The sequence below is a fragment of the Palleronia caenipelagi genome (assembly GCF_007004065.1).
GTDB classification, from domain to species: domain Bacteria; phylum Pseudomonadota; class Alphaproteobacteria; order Rhodobacterales; family Rhodobacteraceae; genus Palleronia; species Palleronia caenipelagi.
In genome coordinates, this window is sequence record NZ_VFSV01000007.1 from 74,688 (window position 1) to 100,129 (window position 25,442).

Sequence of the window (25,442 nt, forward strand, 5' to 3'; positions counted from 1 at the left end):
TGTTACTCCGCAGCAACAGACGCGGGCTGGTGCGATACCGCGTCGATCAGGTTTTCCTCGGTCAGGCCGTCGCCCTCGAAGGCCGCTACCACGGCTCCCTCGGACATGGTCAGGACCCGGTGGCTGACGCCCAGAACTTCGGGCATTTCCGACGAGATCACGATCACCGCGAGCCCTTTCTCGGCGAGTTCCGCTATCAGTTCGTGGATCGCCGATTTTGAGCCCACGTCGATGCCGCGGGTAGGTTCGTCGAGGATGATCAGTTTCGGATTCGCGCAAAGCCATTTGGCCAGTACGAATTTCTGCTGATTGCCACCCGAGAGCTGAGAGACCGCCTGATCGGGACCGGTGGTCTTGATCGCCAGCGCTTCCTGATACTTGCGGTAGGTCTCCAGCTCCTTCTTCTTGTCCATGATCGAGCCGGACGAGAACAGTTGCAGGTGGGGCAGGGACGTGTTTTCCCGCCCGCCCATCATCAGCACCAGCCCCTGCTCCTTACGGCTCTCGGGAACCAGCGCCATCCCCATGTCGATGGACTGGCGTGGCGTCGGCAGCGGGATTTCCGCGCCATTCCACCAGAGCTTGCCACCATCGGCCTTGCGCACGCCGAAGATCGTCTCGACGACCTCCGACCGGCCTGCGCCCACGAGCCCGTAAAGCCCGAGCACCTCGCCCTGACGCACGGAGAAGGACACGTCGCGGAACAGACCCTTGTTCGACAGCCCCTCGACCCGCAGCACTTCTTCGCCAAACTCTGCCTTCGCCTTGACGAAGTAATTGTCCAGCGTCCGGCCGATCATCATCCGGGTGATCTGGTTCAGATCCGTGCCCGCCGTATCGACCGTGCCCTGCACCTGACCATCCCGCAGAACGGTGATTCGGTCGGTGATGTCGAAGATTTCGTCCATCTTATGGGAGATGTAGACGATGCCGACGCCTTTGCTTTTTAGATTGCGGATGGTCTGAAAGAGCTGGTCTTTCTCATTATCTGTCAGCGAGGCCGTGGGCTCGTCAAAGATTACAACATTGGCGCGGAATGCCTCGGCGCGGGCGATCTCGACCATCTGCTGCATGGCCACCGAAAGCGTGCCGACCCGGACATCGGGACCGAACCCGCAGCCCAGAGCCTTCAGCGCTTTTGCGGAGTTCTGTCGCAATTCGCGCTTTTTCAGGACGCCAAACCGGTTGGTGGGCCAGGCGCCAAGATAAATGTTCTCGGCCACCGACAGCTCCGGTGAGAGGGACAGCTCCTGGTGGATCAACAGAATCCCCTCCTGCCGGGCCTCCAAGGGACCCGCCACGGTGATGGGTTTGCCCATATAGAGGATCTCGCCGCCATCGGGCTGGTGCAGACCCGCGAGGGTCTTCATCAGCGTGGATTTCCCCGCCCCGTTTTCGCCCACCAGCGCGTGGACCTCACCGGGCCGGATGTCGAAGCTCACCGCGTCCAGCGCCTTGACGCCCGGAAAGGTTTTGGTGATGTCGCGGACTTCCAGAATGACGTCGGTCATCAATGATCTCCCCGGTGGTTCAAGGCTTTGTCCAGAACAAGGGCCAGAATGAGCACCGCGCCCATCACCATCAGTTCCACGTAATTCGGCGTATTCAGGAGCCGCAGCCCGTTGCGCAGCACCGCCAGCGTGAAGACGCCGCCGATGGTCATCCACATGCTGCCATAGCCGCCCTGCAACCGGGTGCCGCCCAGAACCACCGCGATGATGGTCCAGAGCTCCCAGACCTTGCCCGCATTGGGTTCAGCCGTGCCGAGACGCATGGACAGCAGGATCCCGCAGACCGCCGCGAGCGTGCCGCAGAGGGTGAAGTTGATGATCTTGTGCCGCTTGACGTTGATGCCCGCATCATGTGCCGCTTCGATATTGTCACCGACCGCATAGGTCTCGCGCCCATGGCGGGTGCTCGACAGGATCCACTGGAAGAACAGCGCCAGCGCGATGAACAGCATCGCCGTCAGTGAGAGCGGCCCGAGATAGACTTCGGCGATCTCGGTGTAGGCAAAATCCTCGACCATCAGGGCGTTTTCGCCTGTATAGACAAAGACCAGCCCCCGGATGCCGATCAGCGCGCCCAGCGTCACGATGAAGGAGTGCATCCCCGACAACGCCACCAGCGTTCCGTTGACGAAACCCAACGCCGCGCCGGACAGGAGCCCGACAAACACTGCTGGCCAGGAGCCGATCACCGGTTGCAGGCCGATGGAGAGCGCACAGGCCAGCGCGAGGATGGCGCCCACCGAGAGGTCAATTTCCCCGTCGATCATTACCATGGTCATGCCAATGGCAAGGATCCCGATGAACGCGCCTTGGGTCAGGATGTTGCTCATGTTCTTGACGGTCAGGAAGTACGGGCTGGCCAGCGAGAACACGACGATGGTGAGGGCGAGAAACACCCAGATGTGGTTACGAAGCAGCCATTGGATCACCGAACCGAAGGGTGACGTGGACTGCGAGGACGTGGTCGTTGCGTCGGTCATGCGAAGATCCTCCCGCGCTTGGCGCCCAGATCAATCCAGACAGCGATAATAATGACGGCCCAAGTGACGAGCCACTGCACGTAATAGGGGAAGCCGAGCAGCAACAATCCATTCTGGATAAAGCCGAGCATGGCGATTCCGAGCACTGTCCGACCGATACTGCCAGAGCCACCAAGCAGGGAGGTGCCCCCGAGGATGATCCCAGCAAGCACGGTCAACTCGTAGCCTTGGCCGATCGTGTTCTGTGCCCCCATGACCCGGCTGCCCATGATGATGGCTGCCAGCCCTGTCGTGAGGCCGGAGATGACATAGGTCCAGAACACTGCGCGCCGCGAGTCGATGCCGGAAAAAACACTGGCGGTCTCATTGCCGCCAACACCGTAAATTTGCCGACCGAAGGTTGTGAATTTCAGCACGAAAGCGGCGACCGCTGCGGCGGCGAGGAACATGACCACCGGGACCGGTATGCCGAACAGGCTGGCCCGGCCAAATACCGCAAACCAAGTGTCCTGTGCATTGGTGATGTTGACGTTTGATCCGCCGGAATAGAACAGGACTAGCCCTTGGAGGAAGGACAGCATCGCCAGAGTCACAATCAGTGAGTTCAGTCCGATGTAACCGACCAGTACCCCGTTGATCGCGCCAAGAGCGCAGCCGGCGGCGAGGGTAATGATCATCGCCATGAGCGGGCCGGATTGATTGTGCTGATCGACGACAATCACTGTCAGGAGGGTCAGCATCGAGCCGACCGACAGATCGAGACGACCAGTCAGGACCACGAATGTCACGCCCACGGCCATCATACCGGTGATCGAGACTTGTCGCAGCACGTCGAGAATGTTGCCTGCACTCAGGAACGCGTCAGTATTCAGCGCGACTCCGGCCAGAAAAACCATGAACGCGACGATCAGGCCATGTCGTCGCAATAATCCCTTCAAAGCGTCTTGCATTGGATAAACTCCTCCCTGCTGCCGAGGATAGGGACAGTGACAGCACTGCAAACGGCAGAAAAATCCAGATCGGATTATTCCCGGTTGCCGAGGGCCTGACAGGGCTAAGCGCTGCCCGCTCGCTGGAGTGGTCTGCGGCAAGAATGTCAGATCTGGATATTTCTGCGATTGAGCGATGCCACCAACTGCCGATGATTGGGGACACAGCGCCCGTCGAGCTGCAGACGGGCGCCCCTGAATATCCAAGGCAGCGCGCAGAGGAGGAACTCATGACGAAACTGACCCAAATGCTGGCCACGACCACGGCCGTCGCCCTGATTGCCGGAGCGGCCATCGCCGAGGACGCGCCCGACTGGTTGGGTGGTGAGCTGAAAAAGCCCCTGTCCGAGACCCGGATCGGCATCACCGTGCTTTATCCCGGCTCGAACGCCTATCAGGCAAAATATGCTGAAACGGCAGAGGCTTATAGTGCCGAGCTGGGCATTCAGGCAACCGTGATGGACCCCCAGGGCGACCCGTCCACCCAGTTTGACCAGATCCAGGACATGGCGTCCCAGAACCCCGATGCTCTGGTGGTCTGGCCGACCTCTCAGAACGCGCTGATCCCCGCGATTCGCGAAGCATCGCGGAACGACATTCCCGTGATCACCTCGAACTCGCCCATTGGCGAGGCGGGTCGCCGCTACATCGCCGGGCACACCGGCCCCGATGATTGCGCTCAGGCCGAGCAGTCCGCTGAAATGCTGGGCGACGCTCTGGGCGGTGCTGGCAATATCGTCGTGGTCGAGGGCACGCCCGGTTACACCGTGTCGATCCTGCGGAAGAACTGCTTCCTCGACAAAATGGCTGACGCCTATCCTGACATCGAGATCCTCGCCAGCCAGACCGCCGAATGGAACCGTGAGAAGGCTCAGACCCTCATGGAGACCTATCTCACCCAGTTTGGTGACGAGATCGACGGCGTCTATGCCTTCGATGACGGCATGGGCCTCGGCGTGGTGAGCGCATTGCAGGGTGCGGGCAAAGAGCCCGGCGACATCAAGGTCGTCACTTGTAACCAGTTCGGCGAAGGCTGGGACAAGATGAAAGAAGGCTGGATGACCGGCACCAACAAGCAGTCGCCGATCGACGATGCGATTCTCGCGATCCAGACCGCAATCAAGGTGGCTAATGGCATCGAGGTTCCCGCGCTTCAAGGCATCGAGACGCCGAAAGTGACCCCGGAGAACGTGGACGAATTCGAACGTCCTACCTGGTAAATCCAGACTCTATCTCTCCCGAACTGGGCCGCGCCATTGGCGCGGCCCTTTTCTGTTGAGGTGGTTGCAGTGGAATCAATAGTGTCCCCGCGACCTCATCAGCGTATCGAGGCGATTCTGCGCGGAGGCCAGTGCGTCCTTGACCGACACTGCGCCCTGAAGCATGGCGTGGATATCGTCGCCCAGAACATTCAGCATGTCGCGAAATTCGGGCACGGGCGGGCGCGGCCAGGTCTTGAGCGCACCGCGTCGCTCCATGGCGTCCACCTCCGCGATCAGTGCGCTGCTGGCCTGTACCTCCGGATCCGCGCTCGTGGAAAATCGGGGGCTCGTGAGGTTGCCGTGCTGGACATACCATTTCAGCATTTCGGGGCGAGTGAGATACTCCATCACCTTCCACGATGCCGCCTTGCGCGCGGGATCAAGCCCTTCGGGAATCGCCAGTGAAAACCCCCCGATAGGCGAGACGCTGCGCGCGCCCTCGGCATGGGGGTGCGGCATGTAGCGAACCTTGCCATGAGCAGGGGAGGTCTCGTCCCGCTCAAACGTGGCCGCACGGATTGTCCAACCGTAGGTCATCGCCGCCTCACCCCGGGCAAAGATCCCGATCCGCCGGTCCCAATTGCAGATCATGCTGTCTTTATGAGAGAATTCCAGCAGCTCCATCAGGAACTCCGCAGCCTCTCGCGCGGCCTCTGTGTGTAGCTGGGGTCGGTAGGTTTCCCCTTCGATCGAGGTGAGGTCGAATTCTTCGCCAATCGCAGTCAGGTTGATCAGAGGTTGCCCGAAATCTGCGAGCGTCTGAATAAAGCTGTGGGCGACAGGGGTGCCGCGCCCGTAATTCATCACGATCCCGGCTTGGTTAAAGCCGTTGCGATGCAGCACACGCGCGGCCAGAATCACATCATCGGTGGTTTCTGGCAATGACAGGCCAGCCTCGGCAAACAGATCTTCGCGGCAGAACAGAAGTTCGGCGGTGGGCTGGATCGGCAGGCCGTATTGCTGGCCCGACCAACAGGAGCCGCGATAGGCGGCAGTGTGAAAATCGGACGGATTGTAGCGCGCGGCTTCCATGATGTCGTCAAGCGGCGCGATGACACCTTCGGTGGCGAGCTGGCCGATCCATGGGAGATCCACCGCCACCAAGTCGTATTTTGACACTCGGTTGGCCGCGTTTTTCATGATCTCGTCATGAAGCGGATCGATGGGCATGTTCACAATCTCGATCCGCGCGCCGCAGAGTTCGTCCAGATTGGACGAAAATTCGCTAAGCGTCTTAAAGGTTGGATCAATGGGGCACAGGATGCGGAAAACACGATCAGTGCCCACCCCGGCTCGCATAGCGTGGGGATAGGAGAGGATCCGCGACGCCATGTAATAGCCGCCGAAATAGAAGTCGCTGATGTCCCCGTCGCCGTCGGTAAAGCCGAATGTCTTGCCCACCATCGCCTTGAGCTGCATGGCAAAGCTCTCAAACTCCGAGATAAGTTTGCGCGTCGGATGAAGGGAAAAGGATTTGCCCGAGCGGGATTTCGGGCGTTTGTACAACAGCCCTTCGTCGATCAGCTCAGTGATCCGCCGCATGGCTGTGCCATAGGGCGCATCCGAGGCCATCGCCGCGGAGGTGACGGTCAATAACTTGCCGTCGAAATGCCGCCGCATGGCATAAGAGATTATGTTCCAGCGCGGATCGATCCGCGCCAGAGAGGTCCGCTGTTCAGAAATTTCACGACTGGAATCAACGAAATCCAGGATCCTCAGCAGTTCTTCGCGGGTCATCTCGGGTCTCCTGACTGCGGGCGCAGCGCACCAATAGCTACAGGAAACCGCGATTTTCGGCGATCAAACCACAATGGATATATCCAGATCGGATATTCAGTTCAGCTACGTGCCGTAGTCGGGACAGACAAATTGCCGGGTCTTTGCGGAGGTCTGACAGGCCAGCGCGATGGCCAGTGCGTCGCGCCCATGCTGCGCTGTGGCTGAGGGCTGGCGATCCTCGATAATTGCCCGGTGGAACTCGTCCAGCGCGTTGTAAAAGGACTGATCATAGCGCTCGAGGAAGAAGTGCTTAAGCGGTTCCCGAGCCTCCGTCCGCCTGCCGTCCCAACGGATCAGGGGATCATCGCGGTGGTTGATGGTCTGGAGCATTCCGTCATCGCCAAAGGCTTCAAGCCGTTGATCAAACCCATATGCACAGGCGCGGGAGTTATTGATATGAACCAACGCACCGGAGGGCATCCGGAAGGTGGTCATCGTGAGGTCGAAATCGCCTTCGGCCCCGATCTCGGGGTTGAACACGCAGGAGCCGGAGGCGTGGACCTCGACCGGGCGCTCCCCGGCGATCCAGCACAGCAGGTCGATATCGTGGATCGTTGCATCAACGAAGTAGCCCCCGGACGCGCGGACATATTCGATAGGCGGCGGCGCAGGCTCGCGCGACCAGCTCATGAGCATGGTCAGGCGCCCGATATCTCCATTTTGGACAGCCGTCCGCAGCGCCCCGTTATCCGGGTCGAACCGACGGTTAAAGCCCAGCATGAACGGCACCGGATGTGCCTCCAGCGCGGTCAGCGCCCGGTCGACCCGGTCCAGCGTCTGGTCGAGCGGCTTTTCGCAGTAGATTGGTTTGCCCGCGCGGGCCACAGTTTCGATGTAATCCACATGGGTGTCGGTAGGCGTTGCGATTACCACCGCGTCCACCGCCGGATCCTTGAGCGCGTCCTCAAGATCTTCGGTCGCCCGGCCTCCGTACAGATCGACCGCCCTCTGCGCCGATGCGATGCGGTGGTTATACACCACTTCGAGTCGCAGCCCGGGATGGGCGTTGATCTTCGGCCCATACACATGGGCCATCCGACCTGCGCCGAGCAGGGCGATACCGAGCTGTGTCGTCATGCGGTCACCTTTGCGTCTTCGAGGATCAGGGACGCAGCCTTCTCGCCGATCATGATCGAGGCGGCGTTGGTGTTGCCTGTCACGATGCGCGGCATGATGGATGCGTCCGCGACCCGTAATCCGTCGATGCCGTGGACCCGGAGACGCGGATCGACCACCGCATCGGGACCGGTTCCCATCTTGCAGGTTCCCACTGGGTGCAGGAGCGACAAGCCATTGGCACGGCAATAGTCCAGCAGCGCATCGTGGGACTGGACGTCCTTGCCCGGCGCGATCTCGTAATCGACGCAATCGGCCATGGGTTGGGTCTCGGCAATCTTGCGCCCGAATTGCAGTCCCGCGATGGCCGCGCGCTGATCGGCTTCGTCGGCAAAGAAATTGAACTGGATCTCAGGCTGCTGATCGGGTTTCGGCCCCTTGATCCGGACGTGGCCCCGCGAGTTCGGACGCATATGCTCCGCGAGGATCGTAAAGCCAGAGAACGGATGCGGCTTGAGCTGCTCATCGGTGCACCACGCCATAAAGGTCACCATCATATCGGGGCGGTCAATCTCCGGACCGGATCGAATGAACGTATTGGAATAATTGCCATTATCAGCGAAAGGACCGGTGCGGAACAACAGATGCCGCAGGAGTTGCAGTCCACCCTTCAGTTTATTGTTGTAGAGATCATTCACTGTCGAGGACACGGTCGAGCGATACTCCGCTCCGATGCCGAAATGGTCCTGAAGGTTCTCACCCACGCCCGGCAAATCATGGGCCACGTCGATGCCATAGTTCTGCAGCAGCGCCCCGGGTCCGATACCGGAGATCTGCAGGATCTGGGGCGAATTGAACGTGCCGCCGCTGAGAATGATCTCGCGCCGTGCGGTCGCTTGATGGGCACCGCTCTTGTCGGTCCAGCGCACGCCGGTTGCACGCCGGCCCTCCAGCACGATCCGGTCTACCATGGCGTTTAGGCGCAGATCGACGTGCTGCTTGGCCTTGCCCTTCAGATAACCCGCCGCCGTGCTCCAGCGGCGACCGTTCTTGGTGGTCGTTTGGACATAGCCCGTGCCCTCCTGCTGAGCGCCGTTGAAGTCATCATTGCGCGGCACACCGAGCGCTTCCGAGGCCGCGTGGAACGCCTCGCCCAGCTCGTGCTCAGTCCGGATATCGGACACCGCCACCGGGCCGCCAGTGCCGTGATAGTCATTAGCGCCGCGCTCCTGATCTTCGCAGGATTTGAAGAATGGCAGAACGCCATCCCAGCCCCACCCGGTGCAGCCTGCCTCTTCCCATCCGTCGAAATCCTCGGGCTGGCCGCGCATGTAGATCATGCCGTTGATCGCGCCAGTCCCGCCCAAAACCTTGCCCCGCGGCTGGAACAGGCGACGGTTGTTCAAATGCGGTTCGGGAGCGCTCTCGTAACACCAGTTCACCTTGGGATTGGCGTAGAGCATGGAATAGCCGAGCGGGATATGGATGAACGGGTTCGTATCCTTGCCGCCCGCCTCGAGCAGCAGCACTGAATGCCCCGCCTCGCCAAGCCGACCGGCCACGGCGCAACCCGCTGATCCTGCCCCAATCACGATATAGTCAAACGTTTCCCCGGCCATCTGGACCACCTCCCAAGGTGTGTTTCGATTGAGCGTTGCATGGGGTCCGCGTGTTGCAGAAGATAGGAAATATCAGTTTTGGATGGATTGATGCGCGCTGCATGAGGCGGGCGCTCAGCGACTACCGCAGATCGGGCACGAGGGCTGTCGTGGGATTGGCGCTGCCTGCCATTCGGCGGAGAGGCTGTCGTAGAGCAACACGCGCCCCACCAGCGCACTGCTGCCAAAATTGAGGATGTTCAGCGCCTCGGTGGCCTGCATGGAGCCGATCGTTCCCGTCAGGGACGCCAATACCCCGGTGGCCGCGCAGCGGTCTTCTTCGACTGCGGCGTCTTCGGGCAGGAAGCAGGCATAGCAGGGCGAGGCCGCGTCTCGCGTATCAAACACGGTGATCTGTCCGGCAAAGCGGATCGCCATCCCGACCACGTTTGGCTTGCAAGCGGCGGCACAGGCGCGGTTCACAGCGTGTCGGGTGGTGAAGTTATCGCTGGCATCGACCACCACATCGGCTTCCGCAATCAGCCTGCCCAGTTCCTCCGGGCCCACCCGCTGCGTGACCGACCGTACCTCGCAGCCGGGGTTAATCCCAGCCAGTTCGGTTTGGGCGGAGAGCGCTTTGTTCTGGCCGATCCGGGTTTCGCGGTGCAGAATCTGGCGCTGGAGGTTCGTCAGGTCCACCAAGTCGCCATCGCAGATCGTCAGCCGTCCAACCCCGGCGCTGGCCAGATAGAGCGCCACTGGTGAGCCGAGTCCTCCCGCGCCGATGATCAGCACATGGCTCGCCATGATCCGCTCCTGCCCGGCAATGTCTATCTCGCCAAGGAGGATGTGGCGGCTGTAACGCAGGAGGTCCTTGTCCTCCACCGCTACCCACCGCCTCTCTGAAAGGTCGTCTCGAACCGTCGCAGGAATGCGATGCGGGCCGCATCGTCGAGCCCGGTCATATCGAGCACAACGCGGGCGCGCGGCAAGCGCATCAATGGGCTGAGCTGCGCATCGGGCTGGGGTTCAAAGGTGCAGCGCACCGGCGCGCCAGCGGCCTGCGAAAGATCATAGCCGTCGCCATTGCTCAGCAAGCGACCCCCCGTGAGCCGTCGCAGTCCGTTCTCGAATTCAGGGCGGGTGAAGGACATGATCTTTTCCACCCGCTCGCCGGGGATGCCCGTTGTGAACGCCATTCTAGCCCCCCGCTACCGGAGGCCAGACGGCGAGCACATCAGAGTCCTTCAGCGCCACGGTCTCGCGCTCTTCGGGGGCGTGGAACACGCCGTTGACCAGGACCAGATGGCATTTTTCCCGGGGCACTTTATGGTGATCCAGCAGGCTCTGGATAGTCGTGCCCTCGGCCACGTCCAGATCCACCTTGTTGCGCTGCGCTTCTCGCGGGAGAAAGCTGCTGAGCGAGGCAAAAAGCTTCAGCGTGACCTTCACGTTTCGTCCTCCGTCACGCGGGCAAGGCCACTTTGGGCCCGGTATAGCCCGAAACAGGCCCCTGCTGCATCACTGCCACATAGGCTTCGGCGATGCGGGTTGGGCTGTCGATGAGCTTGTTCTTCCACGCGCCCAGAGGCAAGCCCGTCTGGATCAAGCCACGCAGCATTCCCACATGGTCGGTTAGCCCCACCGTCTGGGCACCGATCAGGCGGTCGCCCTCGAATTCCAGCCTGATGTAGCGGCCAGCGGCCTCATCGGTCAGCACCGCGCGGTCGCCACCCTCGACTCCTTCCCAAGTGCCAAAGGACGAGGAGATCAGGCCGAGCGTATCGAGCACGTTCATGTTCAGGCTGCCCCGGTGCTCGGTGGCGATTCCGCACATATTGAGCGCCGCGATATAGGCGTGTTCCACCGCCACCGGCTGGATCGCCAGCATGTCATTATGGCCGGTGGACAGGTTGATGCCTTCGGCTACGTCCCCCGCCGCATAGATGCCCGGCACATTGGTCTCGTGATAGGGATCCACCTTCACGCCCGCGCCGGTTTCGATCCCGCTGCCGTCGAGGAAGCCGATATTCGAGCGCACCCCGGTCGCGATCACCACCAGCGCAGCGGGCAGGGTCTGACCGTCTTTGAGATGGACGGCCAAGGCAGCGCGATCCCCGGACCGGATCGCGTCCACCTCCGCCTCGGTGATCACGCGCACGTCCTGACCTTCGCACCAGTGGCGCAGCATGTTGCCCGCAGTCTCGTCCAGCATCCGGGGCACCATCCGGTCACCGCGCTCGACCACCGTCAGATCGACCCCCATTTTTGCCAGCGACTCGAGTATGATGCAGCCGATGAATCCGGCACCGACCAGCACCACCGGCTCGCCTTTCTGCGCGTGTTCGGTGATCCGGCGGGCATCCTCCAGCGTCCAGCAGGTGTGGACACCGGGACTGTCCAGCCCCTCGATCGGTGGGCGAATGGGGGTGGCGCCCGTGGCGATCAGCAGCGTGTCAAAGCCGAGCGTGCTGCCATCGGCGCAGGTCACCGACCGGGCACCCGTGTCGACGGAGATCACCGGACCGTGACGATAGGCTATCCCCAGCGTCTCGTAATGACCATCCTCTTGACGCAGATGGGTGCCGTCCTCGCCGATCTTGCCCTCCAGCAGATAGGGGATCGCCATGCGCGAATAGGGTGGCTCGCCCTCGCCGCCGATCAGCGTGATCTCTGCGTCGGGGGCGTGTTTGCGAATGGTCTCGGCGGCGGTGACACCGGCCGGACCGGCGCCCAGAATGACGTGATACATGGAACTCTCCCGGTTTCCGGCAAGGCTGCGAGGTCGAAAGTGCCGGGCCGGAGGATCAGTCCCCGGCCCGGGCAAGCGTCAGAGCGCCAGACGCGCCACAGTTTCGCTGGTGGGCACACCGTCCGGGGTCCAGCCGCGCAGCTCGTAATATTCGGGCAGCATCTTATCGAGTCCCGCCACGAGGCCCTTGGCCGGGCCGGTTTTCGCGGCGTCCTTCAGGAGCCGCTTAGGCAGATTGTCATCCTCCGCCGTAAAGCCCGCATTATTGTTGAACATCCGCTCCATGTTCCAGATGCGCTCGCCAGCCTCCAGCATCTTGTCCACGGTCCAGTTGCCCTCGCAGGCCGCGTCCACCTGCGGCGCGATATCCTCCAGCGTCCAGGCAAAGGTCGTGAAGACGCACAGGCCCGAGCTGTCCACGGCGGCGGTGGCGTCCTGGAACGCCTTGACCAGACCGGCCTTGCCATCGGTGGTCAGCGGATCGGTTTTCTCCGGGATGCCAAGGATTTCCGACGATACCGTGTAGGACCGCAAATGGCAGGCGCCGCGGTTTGAGGTGGCGTAGGTCAGGCCCATGCCCTGAATTCCGCGCGGGTCATAGGCAGGGAATTCCTGACCCTTCACCGTCATCGACAGCTCCGGCTTGCCGTATTTCTCGGTCAGCCGTTTCGAGCCAAGCCCCAGCTCCTTGCCAAAGCCCTCGGCCTTGCCGGTCGCCTCGACACAGGCCACCAGCGCCTCGGCAGAGCCAAAGTTCAGCTTGATGCCGCCAGTCACCGCGTCGTCGATCACCCCGGTCTCGTAGAGCTCCATTGCCGCGCCCACGGTCGCGCCGAAGGAAATCGGGTCGATGGCCTGCTCATTGCAGATGAAATTGACGTAAGTGAGTGCTTCGAGATCGTTGATCCCCGTCGCCGAGCCCAGCGCCCAGGCGGCTTCATATTCCAGGCCGCCCGAGGCATGCCAGTATTCGGGCTTGTTCTGGATGGTGAAATGGGTCTCATCGATTTTCGAGATCCGCCCGCAAGCGATGGTACACCCAAAGCACGCCTGATTGGTCAGCAGGTTTGGCTTGCCATCACTGCGGCGCGGCGTGGCCATGGCCTCGGCGGAGATGTCGTTCGCGCTCTCGAACTGGACATCCTGGCCGTTGCGGGTGGGCAGCGCGCCGGTCTCGTTGATGACATTCATCAGCACCTGGGTGCCATAGGCGGGCAGGCCCTCGCCGGTGACGGCGTTTTCCTTCAGAACCTTCTTGCCCGCATTGGTCGCGTCCATAAAGGTCTTGAAATCCCGGACCTTCACCCCGCCAGTGCCGCGCACCGCCACGGCCTTGAGGTTCTTGCTGCCCATCACGGCGCCCACGCCCGAGCGGCCCGCCGCCCGGTGCAGGTCGTTGACCACGCAGGCATAAAGGATCTCGTTCTCGCCCGCGACGCCGATGGCGGCGACGCGGATCTGCGGGTCCTGATGGGCTGCCTTGATCCCCTTATCCGTGTCCCAGACCGTTTTGCCCCAGTAGCCGCTGGCATCCCGGATCTGCACATCGCCGTCAAAGATCGTCACGTAGACCGGCTTGGGCGACTGGCCCTCGAAAATGACCATGTCCCAGCCCGCGAATTTCAGTTCGGCGCCGAAATAGCCGCCTGAGTTCGAGCAGGCGATGGCGCCGGTCAGCGGGCCCTTGGTGATGATCGAATAGCGCCCGCCGGTGGAGGCACAGGTACCAGTGAGCGGCCCGGTGGCCATGATCATCTTGTTATCGGGACCCAGCGGATCGGCCCTCGGGTCCACTTCCTCGACCAGATATTTTGAGGCAAGCCCCCGCTGGCCGAGATATTTATCGGCCCAGTCCATGTTCAGCGCTTCGGTGGCGATAGTGCCGGTGCTCAGGTTGATCCTGAGTATCTTTCCTGTCCATCCCATCGGAAAATCTCCTGTAAGACGTCTGTTCTCTCAGCCCTTCAGAGGGCGAACGGTGCAAAATCAGGCGGGGGCGTTTGGCCCCGAGGGCTCGGTCCCGGCGGTCGTCCGGGCGGCCCATTGCCTCATCTTGTCAAAGCCCCCCTGTTCCACGTCCTGGAACGTGATCGCGTCCGTCGGACAGGCGGCGGCACAGGCCGGATCGCCACCGCAGAGGTCACATTTGATCACCTTGCCGGTGGATGCATTGTAATTCACCGTGCCGAACGGGCAGGCGATGGTGCAGACCTTGCAGCCCACGCAGAGATTGTCATGGACGACCTTTACGCCCATCTCGTTGGTGGTGATCGCGTTCACCGGACAAGCCTGCTGGCACCATGCCTCGTCGCATTGGGTGCAGGTATAGGGCACAAACCGTGCCTCTTCGTGGAAATCAAAAACGCGGATCCGGGATTTCGAGACGTTGAACTCGCCCTCGTTCACGTAGCTGCACGCCATCTCACATTGCTTGCAGCCCGTGCATTTCCCTGGATCAATCGTAAGTGCTTTCTGCATGACAGTCCTCCCGGTGGTCTGGTCGGGCCACACAGGGTGACCACCCGACAACCGCCACGTTAGGACGACAATGCGAAACCTCCAAAAGAATAATTTTCGACAAGAGTCTGATGGAGAAATTGAAAACGCCCGCCGAAGGGGCGGGCGCTTTCTGAAATCATGGGGTTCACCCCCGGCGCCGGCCTTAGCGGCGGATGCCGAGACGCTGGATGAGGTCCTTGTAGCGGGCTTCGTCCTTGGCGCGGGTGTAGTCGAGCAGTTTCCGGCGCTGGGCTACGAGCTTCAGGAGGCCACGGCGGGAGTGGTTGTCCTTTTTGTGGGTCTTGAAGTGCTCGGTCAGCGCGCTGATGCGGTGGGTCAGGATGGCCACCTGCACTTCGGGCGAGCCGGTGTCGCCGTCCTTGAGGCCGTAATCCTTGATCAGCTTTTGCTTGTCTTCGGGCGTGATCGACATCGGGCGTCTCCTTTTGGGTCTGGTGTGTCGGCACCGGCCGGGATGTCGTCCAGCACGGGCCCTCTATGGCGCGGTTGCCCGCGCGCGATGGTCCGCTAGCAGATGCCCGGCGAGAAGAAAAGCGCTTTGGTCTGTAAAAGCCACAAAATCGATTGATCGTGGTCAAGCCTTACGAGAAACGATCTGGATCAGCTTCTGGATTTCACGGCTACATATTGATTGAAATACGCACATTGCTCCAGGAAGGTGTCCGTAAATTTGCGGATCCGCGCTGCTGAGAACCCGCTTTCGACCCGCAGATCAGCCTCAATAACGGGGTCTCCTTCGTCGTCGATATAGGCTCGGGTCAGAACGGACTCTTTGTTCCAGTCGTTGAGGTCGCTCGCCGAAAGATCCTTTGTTACCACGCCGTGGATCGCGAGAATGTTGCCATTGGGAAAGACCAGCAGGCCGAAAGGCACATCGTTCTTGCGTAAAGAAAGTGCCTTGTCGGTCTGGCCCGTGATCTCATAACCGCTTTGGCCCAAGAGAGACGCGAGTTCCTCGGTGGAGTAGCGCTGCCGCGTCTCCGTCGCCGTCACGCAAGCGCTGACCAACGCACACAGGAGTGCGATCCAAACTCCACGAAACACAGATGATCCTACGGTTGCCTGCATACCTGCCTCAAGTTCCGGTTTCCCGGAGATGTGATTATTTTCAATGCACGGTAGGCATACGGGGGCAGGCTGTAAACCGGCGCGGTCAGGATGCAGACCAGGGGCGCGGTTGCTCGGTGTAGCTGATGTAGAGCGGATGTTTCGGGTGGCCGTCTTTGGTCAGGCCCAGATGATAGAGGTGGTGGCCGGTGGCGCGGACCAGTCGTTCAACCTCAGGGCCGCGCTCCAGATGGGCGCCATGGGTGCCCCACGCGCAGACGATGCGGTCGGCCCAGTGGCAGCCTTCGGTGATCGCGGCATTATTCTCCGGGCCGACGGGATCAGCGGCGGCGCGCATGAGGCGGGGATCTGTGTCCCGCCAGGCAAAGATGTTGCACACCCGGAAACCGCCAAACCCCAGCGCCCGCGCCCGCCGCTCGCAGCGCTCGACCGTAGGGTCGTTCTGGACCTCCGTCGCTGTGGAGGGGTTCAGCATGATAAACAGCACCACGTCCCCTATCGGGTCCCAGATCCGGGTGAGGCTGTAGCGGTAGCGTTCGCAGTCAGAGTAGATGGCGACGCTCTCGGCGTCGCCTTTCAGGTGGTGGCGGGTGATCATCCGAGGTTCAGGACACGGCTCGGCACAAAGCGCCCGGCCTCGTAGGTCCCAAGCGCCAGCGGACGGCCGTCGCGCATGGCCCAGCTCAGGTCGCCGAACTCGGCCTCGGTGCTCAGCACTTCGGCTGGGTTGCCGTTGCGGATCCGAGTAGCGGCCTGCTCGCTGACGAGACAATGGGGCAGGTCGCTGAGACCGGCCTCGACCGGCAGCAGGAGGTCGTCAATTTCGGGCGTGCGGGCCAGCTCTTTGATGCGGGCATAGGGCACTGATTGCTCGAGATCGAACGGTCCGCTCCAGATGCGGCGCAGCGCAGTAACGTGGCCGTGGCAGCCCAGATCGCGGCCCAGATCGCGGGCGATGGCGCGGACATAGCCGCCCTTTCCGCAGACCATGTGGAAATTGGCATCATCCGCACTGCGCAGTCCGGTCAGTTCCAGCTCGTCCACATAGAGAGGGCGGGCCTTCAGTTCCGGCGTCGCGCCCTCGCGGGCCAGATCATAGGCGCGCTGACCATCGACTTTGACGGCGGAGACGGAGGGCGGAACCTGCATGATGTCGCCGCGATAGGCGTCGAGGGCAGCGCGGATCGCAGTCTCATCCGGGCGGCTCTCCGATGTGGCGATGACCTCGCCCGAGGCGTCATCGGTGGAGGTCTCAGCCCCCCAGCGAACCTGAAAATCATAGGCTTTGAGCGCGTCGGTGATCGAGGAGACGATCTTTGTCGCCTCACCCAGCGCAACCGCCAGCAACCCCGTTGCATCCGGGTCGAGCGTGCCTGCGTGGCCCGCCTTCTTCGCTTCGAAGGCCCAGCGGACCTTGTTCACCACGTCGGTCGATCCGACCCCCGCTGGCTTGTCCACGATGACCCAGCCGGAAATGTCGCGTCCCTTGCGTCGCCGCCCCATTACTCTGCCTTTTCCACTGTTCCGATGATCGGCCCCATGGGCCAGCCCGCGTCATGCCGTCCGCTGCCCGCGTCGTAAAGACGGGAAATGTTGCCATCGAGGTAGAGGGCGTTCGGAGTCTTCAGGACGTCCCGGAACAGGCGACCAAAGTGGTGAAAATTCACCTTATCGTTGGAGATGGCGAAGAACAGCGTCCCATCGGCAGCCACCGCGGCCCCGTTCCGCTCGTAAACCGAATCGGATTTTGGCAGAAAGCGCGGATGAAGCGCGCCGTCGATGACCAGCATTGGGCCGGACTGTGTAGCGTAGGTGCAACCGGGCTGGCGGCGCTCATAAGTGAGGCTTTCGATTACCTCGGCGCGGCCCGATGACAGGCAAAGCACGCCGTTCGGAAGCAGGCCGAAATTTCCCGGCCCCGCATTGGTCACCAGACGCATTTCCTGCGTGCCGTCTTCCAGATAGAGACCCACGGGCGCGCGGTTCGGATGGTACATCCCGGCATTCATCGCCACGCCGAGCTGCTTCCCCTCGCCCCGCAATGCGCCGTTCACCGAGCGAAAGCTCGCGTGGGGCTGGCCTTCGTCGTCATATAGGAACAGCCGGACCTCTTCCTGCGCCGGGTCGATGCGGCAGACGGTAAAGGAGGCCCCGTCGAAATTCATATCGTCGCAGCTCGACGCCTGTGCTGTAGCGGGGGCGAGGGCCGCGAGCGCGGCGAACAGCCAACGTCTCACGGCTGGTCCTCGTCGCTGTCGCCCCGCAGATCCTGTTGCACCTCGTCACGGGCGAACAACGCCCGCGTTTCGTCCATCCGGTCGAAGGTTTCGTCGATGAGGAACCGCAGATCGGGGGTAAATTTCAGATTAGTCTGACGCGACAGGGCGCGGCGCAGCTCGTGCTTGTTCCGCTTCAGGGCTGCGATGGCCTCTTCGCGCTGTTCGCCGCCCAGCGGGATCAGGTAGATCGTCGCGATCTTCAGATCCGGCGAGGGGCGGACCTCGGTCACGGTGATCGACAGCCGGTTCAGATCCGGGTCGTGGATATCGCCTTGGTTCAGCACGTCCGACAGAGTGCGGCGGATCAGCTCGCCGACGCGCAACTGACGCTGGGACGGGCCGGAATGATTGGAGAAGCGGTTCTTTGCCATGGGCCGCATCTATGGCTTTGGGGCCGTGCGCGCAACATCACGTTGCGGTGAGAGTGGCATCGGGCTAGCCCCATCATGCAGAGACAGGAGGTTTGCCAGATGAAGATCGCGATCACAGGTGTGTCGGGCCGGATGGGCCGGATGCTGGTCAAGGTGGTGTCTGAGACACAGGGCGCCACGCTCTCTGCCGCGATGGAGCGCCCGGGTCACGACTGGGTCGGTAAGGCGCTGGAGACAATGCTCCCCGATGCGCCCGCGGCAGTTGTCGTCACGGATGATGCAGATGCGGCGCTGACGGCCTCAGACGTGGTGATCGACTTCACTGCTCCGGCCGCAACTGTCGCCCTTGCCCAACGGGCGGCTGAGATCGGCTGCGCCATGGTGATCGGCACCACTGGCTTTATCGACGAGGATATCGTCGCCATCGAGCGCGCCTCCACCCATGTGCCTATCATGCGGGCCGGTAATATGAGCCTCGGCGTGAATCTGCTCACGCAACTGGTGCGTCAGGTCGCAGCGTCGCTCGGCGCGGAGTATGACATTGAGGTCGTCGAGGCCCATCATCGGATGAAAGTCGATGCGCCTTCGGGTACAGCGCTGATGCTTGGCGAAGCCGCCGCCGAAGGACGGGGGGTGGCCCTGCGCGAGGTCGAAGACCGGGGCCGCGACGGCATAACGGGTCAACGAAAAGAAGGCGCTATCGGCTTTGCGGCGATCCGGGGTGGCAATATCATCGGCGAGCACGACGTGATTTTTGCGGGGCCCGACGAGGTGATCACCTTGCGGCATTCGGCAACGGATCGGGGGCTGTTCGCCCGGGGCGCCGTCCGCGCAGCACTGTGGTGCAAAGGCCGGTCGCCGGGTCATTACGACATGGTAGACGTGCTGGGTCTCTCCTGACCTCGCCGAATTGGGGCTTGATTTGGCAGGGCCGGAGATGCGATTTATCCCTCAGGTTGAAAGGATGGCCGCATGACTCGTCTTCTTCTGTTGATCTGGATTGCGCTCTTTCCCGCCTATGGGGCAGGGCAAGCGAACCAAATGGTTCGTATTAACGACGCCAAGGAGTTCCGGGAGCAGGTCGCTGGTCGAGACCTGACACGGACGGGGATCACCATGCGGGTCGAGCCGGGCGGTGTGCTGACTGGGCGGGCCTTTGGTGGGCGGGTTACCGGTCGCTGGACGTGGGAAAGCGGTTACTTCTGTCGCGAGATGCGTTGGGGCGGCAGATCCTGGGACTGGAATTGTCAGGCGGTCTTTCTGGGAGCTGACACGGTTCGGTTCATCGCTGACCGCGGCAAAGGGGACAGCGCGGATCTGTCCCTGAAATAGCCCCCAGTCAGAAATCGGACGCGATGCCCTTTTTCTCCCAGTCGCCATAGCGCACAGGTTCGGGTCCGTCGCGGCCCCCCAGTTCGGGCGGCAGGTCCAGAGGTTTCTGCTGTTTGCGCCGTTCTTCGGCCTCGGCCAGCGCGCGCTGTGCAGCGGGTGGCAGATCGGGGTTGGTGTCACTCATCAGGGCTGCCTTCTGGTCAAACAGGTCTCCTTGGGCATATACGCAGCGGCAATGGCCGCTCAAGGCCCCCGTGTGACAGGACCCGACAGGACAGCCATGGACCGGACCCGCGCTCTCGCACTGCGCCTTCTGTGCGATATCACCGAGGAAGGGCGGCTCCTGCCCGAGATGGCGGGGCGCAGGTTGGCGCCGTTGAAGCCAGCCGAGAAAGCCCGTGCCCAGCGGCTGGTGCTGCAAACTCTGCGCTGGCGGGATCGGTCGGACAGGATGCTAGGGCCGTATCTGCGGATGAAGCCGCGTGCCGAGGCGATGAACGCGCTGCGGATGGCGCTGGCCGAGATCTTCGTCGATGGGGCCGCGCCGCACGGGGTCGTGGATGAGACAGTGGGTATCGTGCGCGCCGGTCAGGAGGCGGGTGCGCAGGCAGGGCTGGTCAACGCGGTGCTGCGCCGGGCGGTGAAACAGCCGCAGTCCGGCTGGGATAAACTGCCGGTTCCGCGTCTGCCGAAATGGCTGCGCAAGCCACTCCTCGCCGATTACGGCAAAGCTGCCGTCGCAGAGATGGAGGCGTGTTTCGCCAACGTACCGCCGCTTGATCTGACCGTAAGGGACGATGCTGCCGGATGGGCTGACCGTCTCGATGGCGAGGTCCTGCCCACCGGGAGCGTGCGGCTGAGAAAGCCCGGTCAGGTTTCCGCTCTTCCGGGCTTTGCCGAAGGTGCATGGTGGGTGCAGGACGCCGCTGCGGCCCTGCCGGTACGCGCTCTAGCTCCACAAGCGGGCGAAAAAGTCCTCGATCTCTGCGCTGCACCGGGGGGCAAGACCCTGCAATTGGCCGCTGCCGGGGCCGCGGTGACGGCGCTTGATATCTCCGAGACGCGAATGGCGCGGGTGCAGGAGAACCTCGCCCGCTGCGGCTTGTCCGCCGAGGTTGTCGTGGGCGACGCACTGTCGGCAGAGCTACCCGGCGACGGTCAGTTCGATGCGATCCTGCTCGACGCGCCATGCTCCGCCACGGGTACAATCCGCCGCCATCCCGATCTGCCCATGGCCAAGACAGGCGAGGAGTTCCCCGAGCTGTTTCGCCTGCAGGAGCGGATGATCGACCGCGCCCTGACCCGTCTTGCCCCCGGCGGACGGCTGGTCTTTTGCACCTGCTCGCTGCTGATCGACGAGGGCGAAGAGCAGGTCCGCGACGCGCTGGGCCGTCACGAAGGCCTCCGCGTGGACACGGAGGCGCTGTCGCTGCCGGGGATCGCGCCGGAATGGATCGGTCCCGAAGGCCTGCGCCTGAGGCCCGATTACTGGCCTGAGCTTGGCGGGATGGACGGGTTTTTCATTACTGTCCTGCGACGCTGACAGCGTGCGGTGACAGATTGGCCCTGACCGCCTAGTGTCGCAGAGAGGAACTCAGCGAAGGGCGTACCGGGTGGCGGGGCGGACGTTATCATTTCTGACGCGATGGCGGTTGAAGCGGATGCTGCGGCGCGCGGGTCCGCTGCGACTTGTCGGAGCGGCTGAGCGGCGGATTCAGGGCGATCCCAAAGCGGGTCAGCGCCTCCTGCAAGGTCGTCTCCTCTGGCGTGGTTATAGCGTTGAAGCGCCGGGTGTCGCGCCGTGGGACATGGAGGTGCCTGAGCCGTGTTTTGCCGCCGAGATGCACAGCTTTGGATGGCTGCCCGATCTTGTCAGTACTGGCACGTCGGAGGCTCAGGCCCTTGCCCGTGATTGGACCGAGGACTGGTTGACCCGGTTTGGCCAAGGGGAGGGTCCGGGCTGGGCGGCCGCCACCATCGGACGGCGAGTATTGGTTCTGCTGTACCATCGGGATGTGCTGTTCCCTTGGGGTGGGCAGGGTGATCTGGGCCGGTCACTTTACGGACAGATCCTGTGGCTGGAGCGGGTCTGGACAGAGGCTGAAGGGACTGAGTCCCGGCTCACCTGCCTTCTGGCGCGACTGCTTGCGGCTCTGCATGTGGACGGGCGCCAGACGGCGTTGCCTCAGATCCTGCGCGATCTTGCGGCGGATATGCCATTGCAAGAGGCAAATGTCCGCAACCCCGAGGCTTGGGCGCGGACCTTCTTCCTGCTCGCCTGGATGCGCGCCGATCTGGCGGAGGCTGGGCATCCGGTGCCCGACGCCCTGGCGACTGCTCTCGCGCAGATGGTGCCTGTGCTGCGGACGCTGCGGGGCACCGATGGGGGGCTGCCGCGCTTTCACGGCGGCGGCGCGGGCCCTGTTGGCGCGCTTGACCGGGCGTTGGCGCTCTCGTGGTTGCGCGGGGGCGCGGCAGGCGATCAGGCGCTGGGCTATCACCGGCTGACACACGGCCGGAGCACGGTTTTCGTTGACGGAGGTACACAGGGTACGCACCTCTCGGCGCTGGGGTTCGAGCTGACCTCCGGGCGTCGACCCATCGTCACCAGCTGCGGTCCCGGGGAGCGGTTCGGTCCCGACTGGGAGGCAACCACCCGGCGTACGGCCAGCCACTCGGCACTCGAGCTCGGCGGAATCTCCCACGCGTCAGAGGCAGTGATTCGCACCGAGCGCCGCCGCACCGCCGGAGCCACCGGGCTGAATCTGTCCCACGACGGCTATGTTACGGCCTTCGGTCTGGTTCATCACCGGCGGCTGCTTTTGTCTTTCGATGGGCGTGAGTTGGCGGGCGAAGATCTTCTGGCGACGGTGGACCGCGCGCAGGAGCAGCGGTTCGATGCGATCTCGGCAGAGCTTGGGGGCGGTGTGCCGTTCCGGGTTCATTTTCACCTGTATCCCCAGATCTCTGTGACCGAACACGCCAACAGCATCACTCTGCGCACCAGAGGTGGTGAGATCTGGGAATTCCGAGCTGAAGGGCCCGTCCGCATGGCGCTGGAATCCACGTATTTTCTCGACGACCCTGCGCCCGAGCCTGTGCTCTCGACCCAGATTGTGCTGAGCGGGCGGGCGAGCGATTATGCCACACGGCTCCGCTGGACCCTTGCAAAAGCGCGCCAAACACCCGATGCGGTGCGCGACGTGGAGCACACACAGGATCCCGTGCTGCTCTGACCTGACCAAAGGAGCCCGCCGATGCCCGATCTCGCCCCCCTGAAACGCGCCCTGATTTCCGTCTCTGACAAGACCGGCCTCATCGAGCTCGGTCAGGCGCTGGAGGCGCGCGGTGTCGAGATCCTCTCCACCGGCGGCTCTGCGAAGGCTTTGCGGGATGCGGGCGTGGCGGTGCGGGATGTCTCCGAGGTCACCGAGTTTCCTGAGATGATGGATGGCCGGGTCAAGACGCTGCACCCGAAAGTTCATGGCGGCCTCCTGGCCCTGCGCGACAATGCCGACCACGTTGCGGCCATGGACGCGCACGGCATCGGCGGCATCGACCTGCTGGTGGTGAACCTCTACCCGTTCGAGGCCACAGTGGCGCGGGGCGCGGGCTATGACGAGGCGATTGAGTATATCGACATCGGCGGCCCGGCGATGATCCGCGCGGCGGCCAAGAATCACGGCTTCGTCTCCGTTGTGGTGGATGTCGAGGATTACGATGCGCTGCTGGCGGAGTTGGACGCCAATGACGGCGCGACGACCTATGCGTTCCGCCAGACGCTGGCCCAGCGCGCCTATGCGCGGACGGCGGCCTATGACGCGGCGGTGTCGTCCTGGATGGCGGGCTCCATCGGGCAGACTGAGCCGCGTCGTCGCGCGGTCGCGGGCAGCCTCCGCCAGACCATGCGCTACGGCGAGAACCCGCACCAGCAGGCGTCCTTTTATGTGGATGGTTCCGACCGGCCCGGCGTGGCGACGGCCGTTCAGCATCAGGGCAAGGAGCTGTCCTACAACAATATCAACGACACCGACGCAGCGTTTGAGCTGGTCAGCGAGTTCCGCGACGCAGGTCCGACCTGTGTCATCGTAAAGCACGCCAATCCCTGCGGTGTCGCTTCGGGTGCCACGCTGGCCGAAGCCTATGGGCGTGCGTTCGACTGCGACCGGACCTCGGCTTTTGGCGGGATCATCGCCTTGAACCGGCCTCTCGATGCGGAGACGGCGCAGGCGATCACCGGGATCTTTACCGAGGTGGTCATCGCCCCCGGTGCCGATGAAGCGGCGCGCGAAATCTTTGCCGCGAAGAAGAACCTGCGCCTCCTGACCACCGAGGCGCTCGCCGATCCGGTCGCGGCGGGGCAGGTGTGGAAGCAGGTTTCGGGCGGCTATCTGGTGCAGGACCGCGACGCGGGGCGGATCACCGAAAGCGACCTGAAGGTCGTCACGAAGCGCGCGCCGTCAGATGCCGAGCTCGCCGATATGTTGTTCGCATGGCGGGTGGCCAAGCACGTGAAATCCAACGCCATCGTTTACGCGAAGGGTGGCGCGACCGTTGGTGTCGGCGCGGGTCAGATGAGCCGGGTCGATTCCACCCGCATCGCCGCGCGCAAGGCTCAGGATATGGCCGAGGTTCTGGGCTTGTCCGAGGCGCCGACCAAAGGGTCGGTCGTGGCCTCGGACGCGTTCTTCCCCTTTGCTGACGGTCTCTTGACCGCCGCCGAAGCGGGGGCCACCGCGCTGATCCAGCCCGGCGGCTCCATGCGGGACGATGAGGTCATCGCCGCCGCCGATGAAGCCGGGCTGGCGATGGTCTTTACCGGCCAGCGTCACTTCCGCCATTAAGCTCCGGAGATCCCCATGCGCGCCCTCGGTCTCACGGCTCTGATCACCTTCGTCCTCGACCAACTCACCAAGTGGCTGGTCGTGCAATGGGCCGGGCTTGCGGTGCGTGGCGAGATCGACCTGCTGCCCCCCTGGCTGAACCTGCGTATGGCGTGGAACCGGGGGGTGAATTTTGGCCTCATGGCCAATGACGCGGACCTCATGCGCTGGATCCTGATTGGCGTCGCGCTGGCGATCTCGCTCTGGGTGCTGATCTGGATGCTGCGCGAGCGGCCCGGAAGATGGGCGATGATCTCCGGTGGTCTGCTGATTGGCGGGGCGCTCGGCAATGTGCTCGACCGGGTGATTTACGGCGCAGTTGCGGATTTCCTGAACATGACCTGCTGCGGGATCGAGAACCCCTACAGCTTTAACGTGGCGGATATCGCGATCTTTGCCGGAGCCATTGGGCTGATTCTGTTCACCGGCGGAAAAAAGAACAAGGCGTGACGGCGCCGCTGCAATCCGGTACATCGGCGGTTGAGGCAGAAGGAGAGCGAGAGATGGGACGAACGCGCGTGAGCTTGGCGGTGCTGGGCCTTGCGGTGCTGGCCGCATGCAGCGGCGAGCCCGATCTGATCCGTCTGCAACAGCAGGGCGACGGTCCCGACGAGTTCGGCATCCTGCCCAACCGTCCTCTCGAAGCGCCCGAGAATTTCGCGGCTCTGCCCGCGCCGACCCCGGGTGCTGGAAACCGGGCTGATCTGCGGCCTCTGGATGACGCGGTCATCGCGCTGGGGGGCAGGCCGGGCGGTTCTGGCGGCGGCGTGCAAGGGGGGGCGCTTGTCAATCACACGACCCGGTACGGCGTGGATGGGGCGATCCGCGAGCAGCTAGCCGCAGAGGACCGCGCCTATCGTCAGCGGCGTCGCGGTCGGGTGCTGGAGCGGGTCTTCGGGACGACGACCTATTTTGATGCCTATGAGGACCAGTCCCTCGATCAGGATGCGGTCTTGCAACGGGGCCGGGCGCTCGGCCACCGCACCCCCGCTGCGCCGCCGCCGGAGTCCGGGGACTAAAACGCGTTCACATCCCTGTATGGGTGATTGCGTTGACGCGCGG

27 protein-coding genes are annotated in these 25,442 nt (G+C 63.0%); 8 read left to right on the forward strand and 19 right to left on the reverse strand.

Going from position 1 to position 25,442, the window contains the following annotated elements; all coding sequences use genetic code 11:
- Positions 1-2 precede the first annotated feature (2 nt).
- Genes FEV53_RS05770 through FEV53_RS05780 form a run of 3 tightly spaced genes read right to left on the reverse strand, consistent with a single transcriptional unit; the run spans position 3 to position 3,441 of the window.
- Positions 3-1,511, reverse strand: coding sequence for a sugar ABC transporter ATP-binding protein (locus FEV53_RS05770; RefSeq protein WP_142833863.1), 1,509 nt, complete (start codon positions 1,509-1,511; stop codon positions 3-5).
- Positions 1,511-2,491, reverse strand: coding sequence for an ABC transporter permease (locus FEV53_RS05775; RefSeq protein ID WP_142833864.1), 981 nt, complete (start codon positions 2,489-2,491; stop codon positions 1,511-1,513). The genes FEV53_RS05770 and FEV53_RS05775 overlap by 1 nt, the downstream gene beginning before the upstream one ends.
- A complete protein-coding gene (locus FEV53_RS05780; RefSeq protein ID WP_142833865.1) occupies positions 2,488-3,441 on the reverse strand; it encodes an ABC transporter permease in 954 nt (317 codons plus the stop codon). The genes FEV53_RS05775 and FEV53_RS05780 overlap by 4 nt, the downstream gene beginning before the upstream one ends.
- A gap of 269 nt (positions 3,442-3,710) precedes the next feature.
- On the opposite strand from FEV53_RS05780, the gene FEV53_RS05785 reads away from it, so the two are divergent.
- Entirely contained in the window at positions 3,711-4,700 is a 990-nt protein-coding gene (locus FEV53_RS05785) for a sugar ABC transporter substrate-binding protein (RefSeq protein WP_142833866.1), read from the forward strand.
- A gap of 75 nt (positions 4,701-4,775) precedes the next feature.
- Here the strand turns inward: FEV53_RS05785 and FEV53_RS05790 are convergent, their stop codons facing one another.
- The 15 genes from FEV53_RS05790 to rbfA form a co-directional block, all read right to left on the reverse strand.
- The gene (locus FEV53_RS05790) at positions 4,776-6,479 is read right to left on the reverse strand and encodes an ABC transporter substrate-binding protein (protein WP_142833867.1); all 1,704 of its coding nucleotides are present in this window, start codon (positions 6,477-6,479) and stop codon (positions 4,776-4,778) included.
- Between the two features lie 105 nt (positions 6,480-6,584).
- Entirely contained in the window at positions 6,585-7,598 is a 1,014-nt protein-coding gene (locus tag FEV53_RS05795; protein WP_142833868.1) for a Gfo/Idh/MocA family protein, read from the reverse strand.
- Positions 7,595-9,196, reverse strand: coding sequence for a GMC family oxidoreductase (locus FEV53_RS05800; RefSeq protein ID WP_142833869.1), 1,602 nt, complete (start codon positions 9,194-9,196; stop codon positions 7,595-7,597). The genes FEV53_RS05795 and FEV53_RS05800 overlap by 4 nt, the downstream gene beginning before the upstream one ends.
- A 114-nt stretch (positions 9,197-9,310) precedes the next feature.
- The gene (locus FEV53_RS05805) at positions 9,311-10,060 is read right to left on the reverse strand and encodes a HesA/MoeB/ThiF family protein (protein ID WP_142833870.1); all 750 of its coding nucleotides are present in this window, start codon (positions 10,058-10,060) and stop codon (positions 9,311-9,313) included.
- A gap of 2 nt (positions 10,061-10,062) precedes the next feature.
- Positions 10,063-10,374 carry a hypothetical protein gene (locus FEV53_RS05810; RefSeq protein ID WP_142833871.1) on the reverse strand — a complete coding sequence of 104 codons (312 nt, stop codon included), beginning with the start codon at positions 10,372-10,374 and terminating at the stop codon, positions 10,063-10,065.
- Position 10,375: 1 nt separating this feature from the next.
- Positions 10,376-10,627, reverse strand: coding sequence for a MoaD/ThiS family protein (locus FEV53_RS05815; protein ID WP_142833872.1), 252 nt, complete (start codon positions 10,625-10,627; stop codon positions 10,376-10,378).
- 13 nt (positions 10,628-10,640) lie between these two features.
- Positions 10,641-11,927, reverse strand: a complete 1,287-nt coding sequence (locus FEV53_RS05820) for an NAD(P)/FAD-dependent oxidoreductase (protein ID WP_142833873.1) — start codon at positions 11,925-11,927, stop codon at positions 10,641-10,643.
- A 78-nt stretch (positions 11,928-12,005) separates the two neighbouring features.
- Positions 12,006-13,853, reverse strand: a complete 1,848-nt coding sequence (locus tag FEV53_RS05825) for an aldehyde ferredoxin oxidoreductase family protein (RefSeq protein ID WP_142833874.1) — start codon at positions 13,851-13,853, stop codon at positions 12,006-12,008.
- A 60-nt stretch (positions 13,854-13,913) separates the two neighbouring features.
- Entirely contained in the window at positions 13,914-14,405 is a 492-nt protein-coding gene (locus FEV53_RS05830) for a 4Fe-4S dicluster domain-containing protein (protein ID WP_142833875.1), read from the reverse strand.
- A gap of 184 nt (positions 14,406-14,589) precedes the next feature.
- On the reverse strand, positions 14,590-14,859 hold the full coding sequence (rpsO, locus tag FEV53_RS05835; RefSeq protein ID WP_142833876.1) for a 30S ribosomal protein S15: 270 nt from the start codon (positions 14,857-14,859) through the stop codon (positions 14,590-14,592).
- Positions 14,860-15,047: 188 nt separating this feature from the next.
- Positions 15,048-15,491 carry a YbjN domain-containing protein gene (locus FEV53_RS05840; RefSeq protein ID WP_185962118.1) on the reverse strand — a complete coding sequence of 148 codons (444 nt, stop codon included), beginning with the start codon at positions 15,489-15,491 and terminating at the stop codon, positions 15,048-15,050.
- Positions 15,492-15,600: 109 nt separating this feature from the next.
- Complete coding sequence (locus tag FEV53_RS05845; RefSeq protein ID WP_142833878.1) at positions 15,601-16,113, reverse strand: DUF1643 domain-containing protein; 513 nt, start codon at positions 16,111-16,113, stop codon at positions 15,601-15,603.
- Positions 16,110-17,018: a tRNA pseudouridine(55) synthase TruB gene (gene truB, locus FEV53_RS05850; protein ID WP_142833879.1), complete on the reverse strand. Its 909-nt coding sequence runs from the start codon at positions 17,016-17,018 to the stop codon at positions 16,110-16,112. The genes FEV53_RS05845 and truB overlap by 4 nt, the downstream gene beginning before the upstream one ends.
- Positions 17,018-17,752, reverse strand: a complete 735-nt coding sequence (locus tag FEV53_RS05855; protein ID WP_342778279.1) for a phosphodiester glycosidase family protein — start codon at positions 17,750-17,752, stop codon at positions 17,018-17,020. Before FEV53_RS05855 ends, truB begins: the two co-directional genes overlap by 1 nt.
- Positions 17,749-18,165 carry a 30S ribosome-binding factor RbfA gene (rbfA, locus tag FEV53_RS05860; RefSeq protein ID WP_142833880.1) on the reverse strand — a complete coding sequence of 139 codons (417 nt, stop codon included), beginning with the start codon at positions 18,163-18,165 and terminating at the stop codon, positions 17,749-17,751. Before rbfA ends, FEV53_RS05855 begins: the two co-directional genes overlap by 4 nt.
- A 99-nt stretch (positions 18,166-18,264) precedes the next feature.
- Here rbfA and dapB point away from each other — a divergent pair, with 99 nt between their 5' ends.
- Together dapB and FEV53_RS05870 are read left to right on the forward strand one after the other, a co-directional pair.
- On the forward strand, positions 18,265-19,065 hold the full coding sequence (dapB, locus tag FEV53_RS05865) for a 4-hydroxy-tetrahydrodipicolinate reductase (RefSeq protein ID WP_142833881.1): 801 nt from the start codon (positions 18,265-18,267) through the stop codon (positions 19,063-19,065).
- A gap of 72 nt (positions 19,066-19,137) precedes the next feature.
- Positions 19,138-19,497 carry a dihydrodipicolinate reductase gene (locus FEV53_RS05870; RefSeq protein ID WP_142833882.1) on the forward strand — a complete coding sequence of 120 codons (360 nt, stop codon included), beginning with the start codon at positions 19,138-19,140 and terminating at the stop codon, positions 19,495-19,497.
- Positions 19,498-19,504: 7 nt separating this feature from the next.
- Here FEV53_RS05870 and FEV53_RS05875 read toward each other — a convergent pair whose 3' ends face one another.
- On the reverse strand, positions 19,505-19,681 hold the full coding sequence (locus FEV53_RS05875) for a DUF1674 domain-containing protein (RefSeq protein ID WP_142833883.1): 177 nt from the start codon (positions 19,679-19,681) through the stop codon (positions 19,505-19,507).
- A 96-nt stretch (positions 19,682-19,777) separates the two neighbouring features.
- Here FEV53_RS05875 and FEV53_RS05880 point away from each other — a divergent pair, with 96 nt between their 5' ends.
- The 5 genes from FEV53_RS05880 to FEV53_RS05900 all read left to right on the forward strand — a co-directional run bounded on the left by FEV53_RS05880 (position 19,778) and on the right by FEV53_RS05900 (position 25,399).
- Positions 19,778-21,040: an RsmB/NOP family class I SAM-dependent RNA methyltransferase gene (locus FEV53_RS05880; RefSeq protein ID WP_142833884.1), complete on the forward strand. Its 1,263-nt coding sequence runs from the start codon at positions 19,778-19,780 to the stop codon at positions 21,038-21,040.
- Between the two features lie 118 nt (positions 21,041-21,158).
- Positions 21,159-22,733, forward strand: coding sequence for a heparinase II/III family protein (locus FEV53_RS05885; RefSeq protein ID WP_142833885.1), 1,575 nt, complete (start codon positions 21,159-21,161; stop codon positions 22,731-22,733).
- Between the two features lie 21 nt (positions 22,734-22,754).
- On the forward strand, positions 22,755-24,341 hold the full coding sequence (purH, locus tag FEV53_RS05890) for a bifunctional phosphoribosylaminoimidazolecarboxamide formyltransferase/IMP cyclohydrolase (protein WP_142833886.1): 1,587 nt from the start codon (positions 22,755-22,757) through the stop codon (positions 24,339-24,341).
- Between the two features lie 15 nt (positions 24,342-24,356).
- On the forward strand, positions 24,357-24,830 hold the full coding sequence (lspA, locus tag FEV53_RS05895; protein WP_142833887.1) for a signal peptidase II: 474 nt from the start codon (positions 24,357-24,359) through the stop codon (positions 24,828-24,830).
- 53 nt (positions 24,831-24,883) lie between these two features.
- Positions 24,884-25,399 (forward strand): DUF3035 domain-containing protein, encoded by a 516-nt coding sequence (locus FEV53_RS05900; RefSeq protein WP_142833888.1) that lies wholly within the window; start codon positions 24,884-24,886, stop codon positions 25,397-25,399.
- Positions 25,400-25,442 lie beyond the last annotated feature (43 nt).

Excerpts from the sequence above, each read along its gene's own strand:
- FEV53_RS05770 (WP_142833863.1), bottom strand. The coding sequence starts at position 1,511 with ATGACCGACGTCATTCTGGAAGTCCGCGACATCACCAAAACCTTTCCG.
- FEV53_RS05775 (WP_142833864.1), bottom strand. The coding sequence starts at position 2,491 with ATGACCGACGCAACGACCACGTCCTCGCAGTCCACGTCACCCTTCGGT.
- FEV53_RS05780 (WP_142833865.1), bottom strand. The coding sequence starts at position 3,441 with ATGCAAGACGCTTTGAAGGGATTATTGCGACGACATGGCCTGATCGTC.
- FEV53_RS05785 (WP_142833866.1), top strand. The coding sequence starts at position 3,711 with ATGACGAAACTGACCCAAATGCTGGCCACGACCACGGCCGTCGCCCTG.
- FEV53_RS05790 (WP_142833867.1), bottom strand. The coding sequence starts at position 6,479 with ATGACCCGCGAAGAACTGCTGAGGATCCTGGATTTCGTTGATTCCAGT.
- FEV53_RS05795 (WP_142833868.1), bottom strand. The coding sequence starts at position 7,598 with ATGACGACACAGCTCGGTATCGCCCTGCTCGGCGCAGGTCGGATGGCC.
- FEV53_RS05800 (WP_142833869.1), bottom strand. The coding sequence starts at position 9,196 with ATGGCCGGGGAAACGTTTGACTATATCGTGATTGGGGCAGGATCAGCG.
- FEV53_RS05810 (WP_142833871.1), bottom strand. The coding sequence starts at position 10,374 with ATGGCGTTCACAACGGGCATCCCCGGCGAGCGGGTGGAAAAGATCATG.
- FEV53_RS05820 (WP_142833873.1), bottom strand. The coding sequence starts at position 11,927 with ATGTATCACGTCATTCTGGGCGCCGGTCCGGCCGGTGTCACCGCCGCC.
- FEV53_RS05825 (WP_142833874.1), bottom strand. The coding sequence starts at position 13,853 with ATGGGATGGACAGGAAAGATACTCAGGATCAACCTGAGCACCGGCACT.
- FEV53_RS05830 (WP_142833875.1), bottom strand. The coding sequence starts at position 14,405 with ATGCAGAAAGCACTTACGATTGATCCAGGGAAATGCACGGGCTGCAAG.
- rpsO (WP_142833876.1), bottom strand. The coding sequence starts at position 14,859 with ATGTCGATCACGCCCGAAGACAAGCAAAAGCTGATCAAGGATTACGGC.
- FEV53_RS05845 (WP_142833878.1), bottom strand. The coding sequence starts at position 16,113 with ATGATCACCCGCCACCACCTGAAAGGCGACGCCGAGAGCGTCGCCATC.
- truB (WP_142833879.1), bottom strand. The coding sequence starts at position 17,018 with ATGGGGCGGCGACGCAAGGGACGCGACATTTCCGGCTGGGTCATCGTG.
- rbfA (WP_142833880.1), bottom strand. The coding sequence starts at position 18,165 with ATGGCAAAGAACCGCTTCTCCAATCATTCCGGCCCGTCCCAGCGTCAG.
- dapB (WP_142833881.1), top strand. The coding sequence starts at position 18,265 with ATGAAGATCGCGATCACAGGTGTGTCGGGCCGGATGGGCCGGATGCTG.
- FEV53_RS05870 (WP_142833882.1), top strand. The coding sequence starts at position 19,138 with ATGACTCGTCTTCTTCTGTTGATCTGGATTGCGCTCTTTCCCGCCTAT.
- FEV53_RS05875 (WP_142833883.1), bottom strand. The coding sequence starts at position 19,681 with ATGAGTGACACCAACCCCGATCTGCCACCCGCTGCACAGCGCGCGCTG.
- FEV53_RS05880 (WP_142833884.1), top strand. The coding sequence starts at position 19,778 with ATGGACCGGACCCGCGCTCTCGCACTGCGCCTTCTGTGCGATATCACC.
- FEV53_RS05885 (WP_142833885.1), top strand. The coding sequence starts at position 21,159 with ATGCTGCGGCGCGCGGGTCCGCTGCGACTTGTCGGAGCGGCTGAGCGG.
- purH (WP_142833886.1), top strand. The coding sequence starts at position 22,755 with ATGCCCGATCTCGCCCCCCTGAAACGCGCCCTGATTTCCGTCTCTGAC.
- lspA (WP_142833887.1), top strand. The coding sequence starts at position 24,357 with ATGCGCGCCCTCGGTCTCACGGCTCTGATCACCTTCGTCCTCGACCAA.
- FEV53_RS05900 (WP_142833888.1), top strand. The coding sequence starts at position 24,884 with ATGGGACGAACGCGCGTGAGCTTGGCGGTGCTGGGCCTTGCGGTGCTG.